The sequence below is a fragment of the Labrys sp. LIt4 genome, from assembly GCF_017813775.1.
Classification (GTDB): domain Bacteria; phylum Pseudomonadota; class Alphaproteobacteria; order Rhizobiales; family Labraceae; genus Labrys; species Labrys okinawensis_A.
The window spans coordinates 77,155-89,787 of sequence record NZ_JAGIPY010000009.1 but is presented as its reverse complement, the minus strand read 5'-3'; the positions used below and the strand labels follow the sequence as shown (position 1 = coordinate 89,787).

At 66.4% G+C, this 12,633-nt stretch carries 11 protein-coding genes; all 11 read left to right on the top strand.

Annotated elements, in window-relative coordinates; translation table 11 throughout:
* Positions 1-8: 8 nt before the first annotated feature.
* The 11 genes from asnB to J8I29_RS17735 are packed head-to-tail and all read left to right on the top strand — an operon-like array spanning position 9 to position 12,632.
* Positions 9-1,823: an asparagine synthase (glutamine-hydrolyzing) gene (gene asnB, locus J8I29_RS17785; protein WP_209432809.1), complete on the top strand. Its 1,815-nt coding sequence runs from the start codon at positions 9-11 to the stop codon at positions 1,821-1,823.
* A 34-nt stretch (positions 1,824-1,857) separates the two neighbouring features.
* Positions 1,858-2,910, top strand: a complete 1,053-nt coding sequence (locus J8I29_RS17780; protein WP_209432685.1) for a glycosyltransferase family 4 protein — start codon at positions 1,858-1,860, stop codon at positions 2,908-2,910.
* Positions 2,891-3,763 (top strand): ABC transporter permease, encoded by an 873-nt coding sequence (locus J8I29_RS17775; RefSeq protein WP_209432684.1) that lies wholly within the window; start codon positions 2,891-2,893, stop codon positions 3,761-3,763. Before J8I29_RS17780 ends, J8I29_RS17775 begins: the two co-directional genes overlap by 20 nt.
* A 24-nt stretch (positions 3,764-3,787) precedes the next feature.
* Positions 3,788-5,014 carry an ABC transporter ATP-binding protein gene (locus tag J8I29_RS17770; protein WP_209432683.1) on the top strand — a complete coding sequence of 409 codons (1,227 nt, stop codon included), beginning with the start codon at positions 3,788-3,790 and terminating at the stop codon, positions 5,012-5,014.
* On the top strand, positions 5,011-5,847 hold the full coding sequence (locus J8I29_RS17765) for an FkbM family methyltransferase (RefSeq protein ID WP_209432682.1): 837 nt from the start codon (positions 5,011-5,013) through the stop codon (positions 5,845-5,847). Before J8I29_RS17770 ends, J8I29_RS17765 begins: the two co-directional genes overlap by 4 nt.
* Positions 5,848-5,852: 5 nt before the next feature.
* Positions 5,853-6,740 (top strand): glycosyltransferase, encoded by an 888-nt coding sequence (locus tag J8I29_RS17760; RefSeq protein ID WP_245197124.1) that lies wholly within the window; start codon positions 5,853-5,855, stop codon positions 6,738-6,740.
* A 1-nt stretch (position 6,741) separates the two neighbouring features.
* A complete protein-coding gene (locus J8I29_RS17755) occupies positions 6,742-7,677 on the top strand; it encodes a glycosyltransferase (RefSeq protein WP_209432680.1) in 936 nt (311 codons plus the stop codon).
* Complete coding sequence (locus J8I29_RS17750) at positions 7,674-9,050, top strand: glycosyltransferase (protein ID WP_209432679.1); 1,377 nt, start codon at positions 7,674-7,676, stop codon at positions 9,048-9,050. Before J8I29_RS17755 ends, J8I29_RS17750 begins: the two co-directional genes overlap by 4 nt.
* On the top strand, positions 9,047-10,087 hold the full coding sequence (locus J8I29_RS17745; RefSeq protein ID WP_209432678.1) for a glycosyltransferase family 4 protein: 1,041 nt from the start codon (positions 9,047-9,049) through the stop codon (positions 10,085-10,087). The genes J8I29_RS17750 and J8I29_RS17745 overlap by 4 nt, the downstream gene beginning before the upstream one ends.
* Positions 10,084-11,373, top strand: coding sequence for a glycosyltransferase family 4 protein (locus J8I29_RS17740; RefSeq protein WP_209432677.1), 1,290 nt, complete (start codon positions 10,084-10,086; stop codon positions 11,371-11,373). The genes J8I29_RS17745 and J8I29_RS17740 overlap by 4 nt, the downstream gene beginning before the upstream one ends.
* Complete coding sequence (locus tag J8I29_RS17735) at positions 11,370-12,632, top strand: glycosyltransferase (protein ID WP_209432676.1); 1,263 nt, start codon at positions 11,370-11,372, stop codon at positions 12,630-12,632. The genes J8I29_RS17740 and J8I29_RS17735 overlap by 4 nt, the downstream gene beginning before the upstream one ends.
* Position 12,633: the final 1 nt, after the last annotated feature.

Genomic DNA, 12,633 nt, shown 5'->3' with positions numbered 1-12,633 from the left:
CCTGCCTGATGTGCGGCGTGGCAGGCATCTTCGCCTATCATTATGCGGCCAACGCCATCAGCCGCCCTGAGCTGAGCGCGATGAGCCGTCACATGGCACGGCGCGGACCCGACGCCAGCGGCGAATGGTTCGATCCCTCGGAGCGCCTGGGTCTGGCCCATCGCCGCCTGGCGATCATCGACCTCGCGGATCGCGCCTTACAGCCGATGGCGAGCGTCGATGGCCGCCACGTCATCGTCTTCAACGGGGAGATCTACAATCACCTCGCCTTGCGCGAAGCCCTGCAGAAAGAAGGCGCCGAATTCAGGACCCGGTCCGACACCGAAGTGCTGCTGCAGCTCTACGCCCGCTGCGGCGGGGCGATGGTCACGCGGCTGCGCGGCATGTTCGCCTTCGCCATCTACGATACGCTCGCCCATACCTTGTTTCTGGCGCGCGATCCCTACGGCATCAAGCCGCTCTATTACAGCGATGACGGCTGGGTGTTCCGCTTCGCCAGCCTGGTCAAGACCCTGATTTCTGGAGGCGGAGTCTCCCGCGACCGGGATCCGGCCGGCGATGTCGGCTTCTATTTGTTCGGCAGCGTGCCCGAGCCCTTTACCTGCTTCCGTGAGGTTCGGGCCCTGCCGGCGGGCTCGACGATGCTGGTCGACCGTGCCGGCGCCCAGGTGCCGCGCAGCTATCACCGGGTGGCATTGGTCTATGACGCCGCGGAGCATGATCCGGGGGAAGAGCGCGATAGTTCCGCGACCTTTGCCGACATCGCCCTGGACTCGGTGCGGCATCATCTGGCCGGCGATGTCGAGGTCGGTGCCTTTCTTTCAGCCGGTGTCGATTCCGCTGCCCTTGTCGGCCTCATGCGCGATGCCGGCGCCGGACAGATCAGGACGATCACCATCGGATTTGAGGAATTCGCCGACACGCCGGCGGACGAGACGTCTACGGCCGCGCAGATCGCCCGCTTCTATGGTACGCGCCACGTCACGCGCATGATCACCAGAAGCGAGTTCGAGGCCGATCTGCCGCATTTCTTCGAGGCCATGGACCAGCCCAGCATCGATGGCCTCAATACTTGGTTTGCCGCCAAGACGGCCCGTGAGCTCGGCCTGAAGGCGGTGTTGTCGGGACTGGGCGGCGACGAGCTTCTGGGCGGCTACCCGTCCTTCCGGGACATTCCCCGCTGGGTGAGAACCTTGCAGCTGCCTTCGCGCATCCCGCTGCTCGGCAAAGGTCTGCGCCGGCTCGGCAAGCCCCTCTCCGAGCGGTTGCGCCTTCATCCCAAGCTCGCCGGCCTGCCCGAATATGGCGGATCCTATGCGGGTGCCTATCTCCTCAAGCGCGGGCTTTATTTGCCCTGGGAGCTCGGCGAGGTCCTCGACCGCGACACCATCGAGGCGGGCCTGCGCCGCCTCCAGCCCTTGAAGCTGATCAAGGCCCAGCTGCACGGACGCCCGAGGGAGCCCTTCGCCCGTATCGCCACGCTGGAGTCGAGCCTCTATCTGCGCAACCAATTGCTCCGCGACGCCGATTGGGCCGGCATGGCGCATTCGGTCGAGATCAGGACACCCCTGGTCGACAGCGAAGTGCTCGAGCGTTCAGCCCGGCTCGATCTGCGGGGCATCGCCGGCAAAACGGTCCTTGCCCGGTCGCCGGCCCAGCCCCTGCCGCAGGCCGTTCTCGACCGTCCCAAGACCGGTTTCGCCCTGCCGATCGCCGAGTGGATGCCGGCGCCCTCCTTTGGTTCAGCGCCCGCCCCGCGCAAGCCCCACCGGCACGGCTGGGCCCGAGACTGGAGCCGCCTTGTCCACCGCCAGTTCGCCTGACATGGCTTCGCGGCCTCTGAGGATATTGGTCCTGTTGACCGACGGCTGGGGCATGGCCGGCGGCATTGCCCGCTACAACCAGGATTTTCTCACCGCTCTGGCCGGAAGCGTCACGGTCGGGGATGTCGTGGTGCTGCCCCGGTGGGCCAATGACGCCGCCGCAGGACTGCCCGCCCGTCTCGTTCAGCTGGCGCCGCGCCCCGACCGAGGCAGCTACAGCGTAGCTGCCTGCAAGCAGGCGCTTTCACGTCGCTACGATCTGATCTTCTGCGGCCACCTCTTCATGGCGCCGCTTGCGGCCGCGCTTTCCAGGCTGGCTCGCATGCCGCTCTGGCTGCAGCTGCACGGCATTGAGAGCTGGGCCAGGCCGAGCCTCGCCATCCGGCAGGCTGCGCGGCGGGCCCGTCTGATCACCGCCGTCAGCCGGGCGACCCGAAGCCGCGCCTTGGCCTGGCTCGACTGCGAACCCGAGTGCGTGCGGGTCCTGCCGAACACCGTCGACGAGCGCTTCTCGCCCGGCACGCCGCCTGCCGCACTTGCCGATCGCCTGGGCACACAGGGGCGCAGGGTGATCCTCACCGTGGGCCGCCTGTCCTCGCAGGAACGCTACAAGGGCCATGACCGCGTCATCGAGGCCCTGCCTCGGATCAGAAGCCGTTATCCGGAGATACTCTACCTCATCGCCGGCGACGGTGATGACCGCGACCGCCTCGCCCGGGTCGGGCAGCGGCTGGGGGTATCGGACCTCATCCGCTTCACCGGGCCGGTTTCACAGGCCCAACTGCCGGATATCTATCGCCTGGCCGATGTCTTCGCCATGCCCAGCACCGGAGAGGGGTTCGGTATCGTCTTTCTGGAGGCGGCCGCCACGGGACTGCCGATCGTCGCGGCCAGAGGGGACGGCAGCACCGATGCCCTGGCGGACGGAAAACTGGGCGCCCTCATCGACCCCGACGCGCCCCATTCCCTCGCCGAAGCGATCATCGCCAGCCTCGATCGAGACAGGCCCACGCCGGAGCGCGCCAGCCGCTTTGCCTTCTCCCATTTCGCCGCACAGGTCGACCATCTTGTTTCGAGCCGATTCTGATCCAGTCGGAGCCGACCGGCCCCGGCCGGAGCCAACGCCGGCGGTCACGATCATCGGCCCGGACCGGCTGTGGGGCTTTGCCGACCTTTACGAGATCTGGCGCTATCGTGACCTCGCGTGGGTGCTGACGGAGCGCGATATCAAGGTCCGCTACAAGCAGACCGTGCTGGGCTTCGCCTGGGCGATCATCCAGCCCGTTTTGCTGATGCTGATCTTCTCGGTGCTGTTCGGGCATCTCGCCAAGATCCCTACCGATGGCTCGCCCTATCCGATCTTCGTCTATGCCGGCCTTCTGCCCTGGGTCTTCTTCTCCAATGCCCTGGCCGCGGCAGCCGGATCGCTGATCGGTTCCGTCAACCTGATCAGCAAGGTCTATTTCCCGCGCCTGATCATCCCGCTCGCGTCCACGGGAGCAGGCCTGGTCGACTTCCTGGTCACGACCGCCATATTGCTGGCGATGATGCTGGTCTATGGCGTCGGCTGGAGCATCAATCTTCTCGCGGCCCCTCTGCTGATGGCCGGGACCATCCTTTGCGCGCTCGGCGTCGGCATCGGGCTTTCGGCCCTCACGGCAACCTATCGCGATTTCCGCTTTGTCGTGCCCTTCCTGCTGCAGTTCTGGATGTTCGCCACCCCGGTTGTCTATCCGGCCAGCCTGGTGCCCGAACCCTGGCGCTGGCTCTTGTTCCTCAACCCCATGGCCGGGCTGGTGGAAGGTTTTCGCTCGGCGTTTCTCGGGCACCCCTTCGATTGGCTGTCGATCAGCCTTTCGCTGCTCCTGTCGCTCGGGCTCTTCGTCCTCGGCGTGTGGTACTTCGAACGGGTGGAGAGGCGCTTTGCGGATATCCTCTGAGGCCCAACGAAGAGCTCGTTCACGATGAGCGCGCCGAGCATCCGGGCCCTCGGGGTCAGCAAGGAATATGTCAGGGGCGGCCATAACCCGTCCCTGCGTACCTTTCGAGAGGCACTGGCCGGCGCCGTCACCGGGCGTTTTCGCCCCTCGGCAAGGCCGGCCCCCAGGGACGATCGCTTCCTCGCCTTGTCCGACGTCTCATTCGACGTCCATCCCGGCGAAGTGATGGGGATCATCGGGCGGAACGGAGCCGGAAAATCCACGCTCCTCAAGATCCTCTCGCGCATCACGGCGCCGACGGCGGGCCGTATCGAAGTGAGAGGCCGCATTGCCAGCCTCCTGGAGGTTGGCACCGGCTTTCATCCCGAGCTGACGGGACGGGAGAACATCCGGCTGAACGGGGCCATCATCGGCATGACGAGCAGCGAGGTGGCCCGCAAATTCGATCGAATCGTCGCCTTTTCGGAGGTAGAGAAATTCATCGATACGCCGATCAAACACTATTCCAGCGGGATGTATACGCGCCTGGCCTTCGCCGTCGCGGCCCATCTCGAGCCGGAAATCCTGATCGTGGACGAGGTCCTTGCCGTCGGCGATGCGGAATTCCAGAAGAAATGCCTGGGCAAGATGAACGAGATCGCCGGCCAGGGCCGTACGGTCCTGCTCGTCAGCCACAATCTCAGCGCGATCGGCGCCCTGTGCCAGAATGCCATCCTGCTGGACGGCGGACGCATTCTCCATCACGGCGCCGCCGCGGACACCATCGCGCATTATTCCGGTCTTTTCCGGGGCGAGGATGGTGTCGTGGTCGAGGACAGGCCCCCCTTGGGGCCGCATATTGCCAGCGCAACCTTGGCCACCAACCAGATCCTCTTCGGCGAGAAGCTTGCCGTGACCTGCATGATCCAGTCCCCGGACCGACGCCGCGCCGCGATCGAGGTCGAGATCCACGACGGACTGGGGCGCAAGCTGATCTATTCATCGACGGCCCCCATGCACGGCCAGGAATTCGACATCTATCCCGGCACCAATCGCTTGATGCTTGAGATTGGGGCCCTGCCGCTGGCACGGGGAAGCTATGAGCTTCACCTGTGGCTGTCCAAGCCCTGGGTCGAAGAATTTCATCGCCTGTCCCAACCCATCTGCTTCGATGTCGTGCAGTCCGATCCGGGGCGTGTGGGCTTCGATTTTCAGCAATCCTATGAACGCGGATGCGTGGCCGTCCCGATCACCTTTGAAAGGCAGGAATGACCACGGCCCCCTCGATGCCGCCGCACGCCCGGCTTCTACGCTGCTACTGGCACATGCCGGACCATCCGATGAAACTGCGGCTATACGATTGGCTGCGTGCCAGCCGCCTCTTCCGCCATGTCACGGCCCGCTTCGCCTTCGGGACATTCAAGCTGGACCTCGTCGACTATGTACAGCATGCCATGTTCCTGCACGGCTCCTACGAACCAAAGAGCCTCGCCCTGTTTCAATCCCTGATCGGCAGCGGTGAAACGGTGATCGACCTCGGCGCCAATGTCGGCCAATACACTGTTGCAGCCGCACGCATGGTGGGACCGGCCGGACGTGTCATTGCCATCGAGCCCCATCCGGGCGTGTGTGCCCGGCTCCTCGACAATATCCGGTTGAGCAAGGTCCAGGATCGCGTCCTGCCGGTCACCTCCCCGCTTGCCGGTACGACCGGCTTCATCGAATTCGGCCTTCCGGAAGCCGGAGCGCTTGGCACCATGAGGCCGAGGAGACCGGATGAAACGCGGCGCCTCCTCACCATGGGCGTCAGAATCCGAGAACTCGCCGAACGGTTGGAGATCGACGCCATTGCCGTGATGAAGATCGATATCGAGGGTCAAGACCTCTCTGTCATCGACGACATGTTCCGCAGTTCCATTCTTCGGCCGCGGCATATCCTGTTTGAGTATCTTCCCTCCCGCTTCGACTACGCGATCTCAAGCCCCCATCTGGCAGGGTATTTTGCAGACTTCGGATATGAACTGCTGACGATCGACGGTATTGCCTACACGCCCGAGCAGGACGTGCCGGAGGAGAACCTTTGGGCGCGGCGGATATCGGCTTGAAGCGGATGCCCCGGCCGACGCTCGTCTCCGTGGTGGTGCCGACCTTCCGCCGCGTCGAACGGCTGCCCACTCTGCTCGCAGGACTGTCAGTGATCGACCAGGCCTGCGATCTCGATGTAATCATCGTCGACCAGACGCCGGGAGCCGACCTTTCGACGCTGCAGGGCTTTTCGGAGCATTTCGCTTCCCTGAGATTCATCAGCCTCGCTCGCGCCAATGTCTCCGGGGCTCGGAATATCGGCGCAAAAGCAGCGTCCTGCGACATCCTGCTGTTCCTCGATGACGACATGGAACTTGAAAGATCCTACATTCCGCGTGTGCTCTCGCTGATGCGCGAGATGCCCCTGGGCGTATTTGGCGCGGTTTGGCCCGGTCAGGGCGTGATAGGACGGGCGGACGGCAGGCCGTTGACCGGGCGTGGCGATGACCCTTTGATTTTCCTGCCCACCTGCGCACTGGCCATGCACAGGCGTGATTTCCTGGCGACGGGCGGGTTCGACGAGCGGCTCGATCGTAATTTCGAGGACGCCGAATTCTCCCATCGCCTCAAGCGACAGGGGCTGCGTCTCGTCCGTCATCCTGATCTGCAGGCTCAACACCACGACCGGCAGGAAAACGGTACCTGGTATTCCCGTTCGCTGATGGAAGCGGCCGCGCGCCTGATGCGGCAGACCGCCTATTTCCGCCGCAAGACCGGACGAAGCTGGCCGGATGTGCTCATCGCCTTGTTGCGCGTGATCGTCAGCGAGACGCGCCGGCCCGGTTATCTGCGCGGCGGCACGCACCTGACGAGGGCCGCGGCCCTGGGCGTCTCGCTTCCTGTGGCCCTGATTTACGCAGCGCGCTCGCCCCTCCTTGCCCATGTGCCGTCTTCCGGCGGAGGGGCAAGCTGACATGCCGTCACCTCTGCCGGGCGTTGCCGTCATCATTCCCTGCTACAATGCCGGCCGCACCTTGAGCGAGACCCTCGAAAGCGCCATCGGCCAGCCCGGCCTCACGGAACTCGTCGTCGTCGACGACGGCTCGAGCGACGATTCGGCCGAGATCGCCCGGCGCTATCTGCCTGCCGATCACGTCATCGAGGGCCCCAATCGCGGGGTCTCGGCGGCGCGCAATCGCGGCATCGCCGAAACCTCCTCCGAATGGCTGCTGTTCCTGGATGCGGATGATCTGCTCACGCCCGGCACCATCGAACGGCGCCTTGCCGTCGCCGGGGAAGCCGATGTGGTCGCCTGCGACTATCAGGAATTCGGCACGGACGAGCAGGGCGCTGCCATGCCCTCGCAGGCCCGCGGCATCGACTGGCCGGCGCTGCGCCAGGACGCGGAAAGAGCGATCGCCAGCCACGTCTGGGTCACCACCGGTGCTCTGCTCTATCGCCGGCACCTGGTCGAGGCGATCGGCGGCTTTCGCCCCGATCTGCCGGTAACCCAGGATGCCCGCTTCATGTTCGATGCTGCCTTTCACGGGGCGCGCTTCGTGCCCAGCCCCCATATTGGCGCCCGCTACCGGATCACGGCACAGAGCCTGTCGCGGCGTGAGCCGGTGCAGTTCTGGCGCGACGTACTCCGCAATGGGCGGCAGATCGAGGCGCTGTGGCGCGAGCGCGGCACCCTCACTTCGGACCGCATCGCCACATTGTGCGACCTCTACGACAATGCCGGGCGTGGCCTGCTGCGCTGCCGGGACCAGGGCTTTTTCGAAGCGAGCGCCGCAAGCCGTACGCTCGGCCTTCGCCAATCGCGGCATACGCGTATCGCAACGCCGCTCGCCCGCCTGCTGGGGCTGCGCGCCGCGTATGGCTTGCTGTCGATGATGGGGCGGCCATGAGCGAGAAGCCAGCCGATGTCGTCATGGCGACCGCCTGGTATCCGCCATATGATCTCGGCGGCACCGAAGTCTATCTGGAAGGGCTGGTGCAGGAACTCTCGCACAAAGGCCTGACATGTGCCGTGCTCGTGCCGCGAGCGCCGGGCGCGCCGGACCGCTACGAACACCTGGGCACGACGGTGTGGACCTATCCGGTCGAGTTGCCCGAGGCGAGACAGCCGGGACCAGGCACGCGCAGGCATGGCCAGTTCGATCGTTTCCAGGCTTTGCTCCGGCAGAATCCACGCGCCATCTATCACCAGCATTCCTGGACAACCGGATGCGGTCTCGACCATCTGCGCGCCGCCCGCGCACAGGGGCTGAGAACCGTTCTGACCTTTCACGTCGCCGGAACCGTGTGCCTGCGCGGTACCTTGCTGCGCTTTGGAGAGGCGCCTTGCGATGGCCTCGTCGAGGAGATCCGCTGCGGCGCCTGCTGGGCCGAGAGCCGCGGCGCCCCCCGCGTTGCTGCCTGGGCGGTCGGCCGGCTGCCCCGCGCCCTTGCCGCCAGGGCCTGGCAGGGTCGCACGCGCCTTGCCACAGCGCTTTCGGCAAGGGCGCTCGCCATCGGGAAGGGGCAGGAGCTGGACGAAGCCTTCGAACTGAGTGACCAGCTTGTCGCCGTCTGCCGGTGGCTTGCCGACACGCTGACGCGCAATGGCGCGCCGCCCGACAAGCTCGCGCTCAGCCGCCATGGCCTCGCCGCCTCCTATCTGGCGGAGACCCAGCAGGCGTCAGCTCGAAAGAGATCCGAGGGTACCGGGCTGCGGCTCCTCTATCTCGGACGATGGGATCGGGCCAAGGGCATTCATGTCGCGGTCGCCGCACTCCGCAGCCTGCCGGCGGAGACGCCCGTCGAACTCGCCATCCATGCCATCGGCGCCGCTGAGGGCGATGGCTATGAGGCTGAAGTGCGGGCCCTGGCCGCGGGCGATCCGCGCATCCGGTTCCACCCGCCCCGGCCTCATGCGGAGATCGCCGATACCCTGGCTGCGCACGATGTCCTTGTCGTGCCCTCGCTCTGGCTGGAAACCGGTCCTTTGGTCGTGCTGGAAGCGCAGGCGGCCGGGCTCTACGTGCTGGGATCGGATCTCGGCGGCATCGCCGAACTCCTGGCCGGGACGGGTGCCGGCGAATTGCTCCGGCCGGGCGCCGTGCCGGACTGGGCCAAGGCGATCGAGCAGCTCGTCGCTCGCAAATCCCGGGGCCCCCTCCCGAAATTCCAGGGCCATCTGCGCAGCCAGGCCGATGTCGCAGACGACATGATCCGTCTCTACCGGTCGCTGCCACCCGCCTTCGGCGGGGAAAACCGGCTCGTGAAAATCGCGCCATGAGGATTGCCCTGACCTGCGATCCCGAGCTGCCGGTGCCGCCGCGGTTCTATGGCGGCATCGAACGCGTGGTCGACATGCTGGCGCGCCGCCTCATGGCGCGTGGCCATGACTTGACCTTGTTCGCGCATCCCTCCTCGCAATGTCCGGTGCCGAAACGGCCCTGGCCGGGCGCGAGCAGCCTTTCTCGTTTCGACACGCTCAGGAATGCCGGCGAACTGGCGAGGGCGAGCGCCGGGCAGCGCTTCGACATCATCCACAGCTTCTCCCGACTGGCCTATCTGGCGCCCCTCCTGCCGCGCGCGATCCCCAAACTGATGACCTATCAGCGCGAGATCAGCCCGCGCACCACCGGGTTGGCACAGCGCCTGTCGCGCGGCACGCTGCAATTTTCCGCCATCAGCGAGCATATGGTGCGCCATGTCAGGCATATCGGCGCCTGGCACATCGTTCCCAATGGCGTGCCGAGCGAGACCTACACCTTCAGGCAGGAAGTTCCGGAAGACGCGCCGCTGGTGTTCCTGGGGCGCTTGGAGGAAATCAAGGGACCGCATCTGGCCATCGCAGCGGCCAGGCTGGCGGGCCGGCGGCTGGTCATCGCCGGCAATCTGGCCGGGGAACACCGGGCCTGGTTCGAGGCTCACGTCGCTCCCCATCTGCATGACGGCGACATCGACTATGTCGGGCCCGTCGACGATTGGCAGAAGGACGAGTTGCTCGGCGGCGCCGCGGCTCTCCTGATGCCCATCCTGTGGGAAGAGCCGTTCGGCATCGTGATGGCCGAGGCGATGGCGTGCGGCACGCCCGTCATCGGCTTCAGGCGCGGCGCCGTCCCCGAAGTGGTCGAGCATGGCCGCACCGGCTATGTCGTCGACACCGTCGAGGAGATGGCGGCCGCCATTGCCAAGCTCGAGGCGATCTCGCGGGCCGCGTGCCGGCAGCGGGTCGAAACGCTCTATAGCGAGGATGCGGTCACCGATCGCTATCTGCAGATCTACGAGACCATGATCGCAGGCCGGGCTTCGGGGTGTCCTGCATGAGATCGGTGCTGAGCTATCCCGGCACTATGCCGCATGCCCAGCAGATCGCCCTGGCCTTGCATGAACAGGGCTGGCTGAAGGCCTTCGTGACCAGTTTCCATTATTCCGCGCAAGGCTGGGGCGACCGCCTGCTGCGCGCCCTGCCCTCGAGCCAGGTCGCCGCGCTGAGGCAGCAATTGCTGCGTCGTTCGATCGAGACGGTTCCCCCCAACTTGGTGCAAGCCTATCCGGCCTGGGAAATCCTGCGCAGCATCGCGGCCAGGGGCGGTGCCGGACCGCTGATCGTCGATCGCCTCTGGGACTTGACGAGCCACCGCTTCGATGCCGCCGTCGCCAGCCGCCATGTGCCCGGCGCGGACGCCATCCATGCCTTCGAATATACGGCGCTGGCGAGCTTCCAGCGCGCCGCTCAGGAGGGGGCGGCGCGGATCCTGCACCTGCCCTCGCTCAGCAGCCGGCACTTCGAGAGCATCCGCCGGCGCGAACTGGCGCGGTGGAAGCAGCTCGACGACGCCAACGCCGCCTATTTTTCGGATCGTTTTGCCCGACGGCAGGCGCGGCGCGATGCGGAGATCGGGCTCGCCGATCTCATCGTCACCAATTCCGCCCTCACCGCCCGCTCCCATATCGCCGGGGGCGCGGATCCGGCGAAAATGCTGGTCGTGCCACTCGGCGCTCCCCCCGTCCTCGATCGCGCCCAACCTCAGGACGGTAAGGCAACGGGCCCTTTAAGGGTGGTCTATGCCGGCAACGTCACCCTGGGCAAGGGTGTGCCCTATCTGCTCGAAGCCTGGCGCCGATTGCCGGCCGCCGCCCATGCCAGGCTGGACATCTATGGCTGGATCGGGCTGCCTGCCGACCTTCTCGCCCCGGCGGATAACGCGATCCGCTTTCATGGAGCCCGGCCACGTGCTGAACTGTTCCGGGCCTTCGAACAGGCCGATATCCTGGTGTTTCCAAGCCTTGCCGACGGCTTCGGCATGGTCGTCGCCGAGGCGATGGCCCATGGCCTGCCGGTGATCGTCACGGATATGGCAGGGGCGGCCGATCTCGTCACGCCCGAGAACGGGCTGGTCATTCCCTCGGCCGATACAGAAGCTTTGACCCAGGCCCTTGCCTGGTGCCTCGACAATCGGGAGCGCCTGCAGGCCATGCGCACCGCCGCGCTCGAGACGGCCCGCCGTCATCAATGGCCGGCCTATCGCACCGCCCTGGCCGGCGGGCTCGGGCAGCGCCTGGGCAGCCCCGGTCAGGGTGCCTCCGCACCGCAGATGGAGCGGACATGACGGGCCGCCGCCCAGGGGCGCATATCTGCATCCTCACGCCGGGCCAGCTCGGATCCAATCCCCGCGTGGTCAAGGAGGCCCATGCCCTGCACGAGGCGGGCTTTACCGTCACCGTCGTCGCCACCCGCATGCTGGAGGGCGTGGAGCCGCGCGACCAATCCATCCTGCGCGAGGCACCGTTCCGGATCGAGCGCCTCGACCTGCGCTCGCGGGCGGGCTGGCGCCTGCGCCGGCTCGGCCAGGAACTCGCGGGCGCGGCGCACGCCGCGAGCGGCAGGCGCCTTTTCGGTTCCCGGGCGTTCAGCGTGTTCACGCCTCCCCTGATGGCCGCGGCCAGCCGCATCACGGCGGATCTCTACATCGCCCATTATCCGCCGGCCCTGCCGGCGGCCAGGGCCGCGGCCCAGCGCTTCGGCGCGGGTTATGCCTATGACGCCGAGGATTTCCATCTCGGCGAATGGCGCGAGGGCCCGGCAGCCGAGGCGAACCGCTCGCATCTGCGCGCCATCGAGGCGGCCGCCCTGCCAGGGTGCCGCTATATCACCGCCGCCTCTCCCGAGATTGCTTGCGCCTATGCGCAGGCCTATGGAATGCCCCGCCCGTACGTCGTGCTGAACAGCTTTCCGCTGTCGCAGGCCCCGGAGGCCGCGACCGTCAGGGGCACGGCGGCCCCGGGTCCCTCGCTCTACTGGTTCTCGCAGGTGACCGGCCCCGATCGCGGCCTGGAATGCGCGATCAAGGCCATAGCGAGGGCCGCAGCCAGACCTCATCTCTATCTGCGCGGCCATGTAAGCGAGCAATATGCCGGCCAATTGCGGAGCCTCGCGCAACAGGAGGGCGTGCCGGAACGCCTGCATTTCCTGCCCTCCGCGCTCCCCGGCGAGCTCGTCCGCCTGGCCGCCAGCCATGATCTCGGCCTGTGCGCCGAACCGGGGCACACGGCCAACAATGCGTTCGCCCTCTCCAACAAGCTGTTCGCCTATCTCATGGCCGGGGTCCCTGCGGTTCTCTCCGATACGCCGGCTCAAAAGGCATTCGCCGGTTCGCATCCGCTTGCCACCGCGCTTTTCACCGTCGAGGACGCCGTGAGCCTGGCTGCGAGCCTCGACAGCCTGCTGCAGGAGCCGGCGCGCTTGGCGCAGGCACGTGCGAATGCCTTCGATCTCGCGCAGCAAACCTATAATTGGGAGCGGGAAAGCACGATCGTGGTCGATCTGGTGCGTCAATCCCTGGACGGTTCGTCGCGGAGGCGGGCTTGAC

Bases quoted from the DNA above. Each gene is read 5' to 3' on its own strand.
- J8I29_RS17745 (WP_209432678.1), top strand. From the start codon at position 9,047: ATGAGGATTGCCCTGACCTGCGATCCCGAGCTGCCGGTGCCGCCGCGG.
- asnB (WP_209432809.1), top strand. From the start codon at position 9: ATGTGCGGCGTGGCAGGCATCTTCGCCTATCATTATGCGGCCAACGCC.
- J8I29_RS17755 (WP_209432680.1), top strand. From the start codon at position 6,742: ATGCCGTCACCTCTGCCGGGCGTTGCCGTCATCATTCCCTGCTACAAT.
- J8I29_RS17740 (WP_209432677.1), top strand. From the start codon at position 10,084: ATGAGATCGGTGCTGAGCTATCCCGGCACTATGCCGCATGCCCAGCAG.
- J8I29_RS17765 (WP_209432682.1), top strand. From the start codon at position 5,011: ATGACCACGGCCCCCTCGATGCCGCCGCACGCCCGGCTTCTACGCTGC.
- J8I29_RS17760 (WP_245197124.1), top strand. From the start codon at position 5,853: ATGCCCCGGCCGACGCTCGTCTCCGTGGTGGTGCCGACCTTCCGCCGC.
- J8I29_RS17735 (WP_209432676.1), top strand. From the start codon at position 11,370: ATGACGGGCCGCCGCCCAGGGGCGCATATCTGCATCCTCACGCCGGGC.
- J8I29_RS17750 (WP_209432679.1), top strand. From the start codon at position 7,674: ATGAGCGAGAAGCCAGCCGATGTCGTCATGGCGACCGCCTGGTATCCG.
- J8I29_RS17770 (WP_209432683.1), top strand. From the start codon at position 3,788: ATGAGCGCGCCGAGCATCCGGGCCCTCGGGGTCAGCAAGGAATATGTC.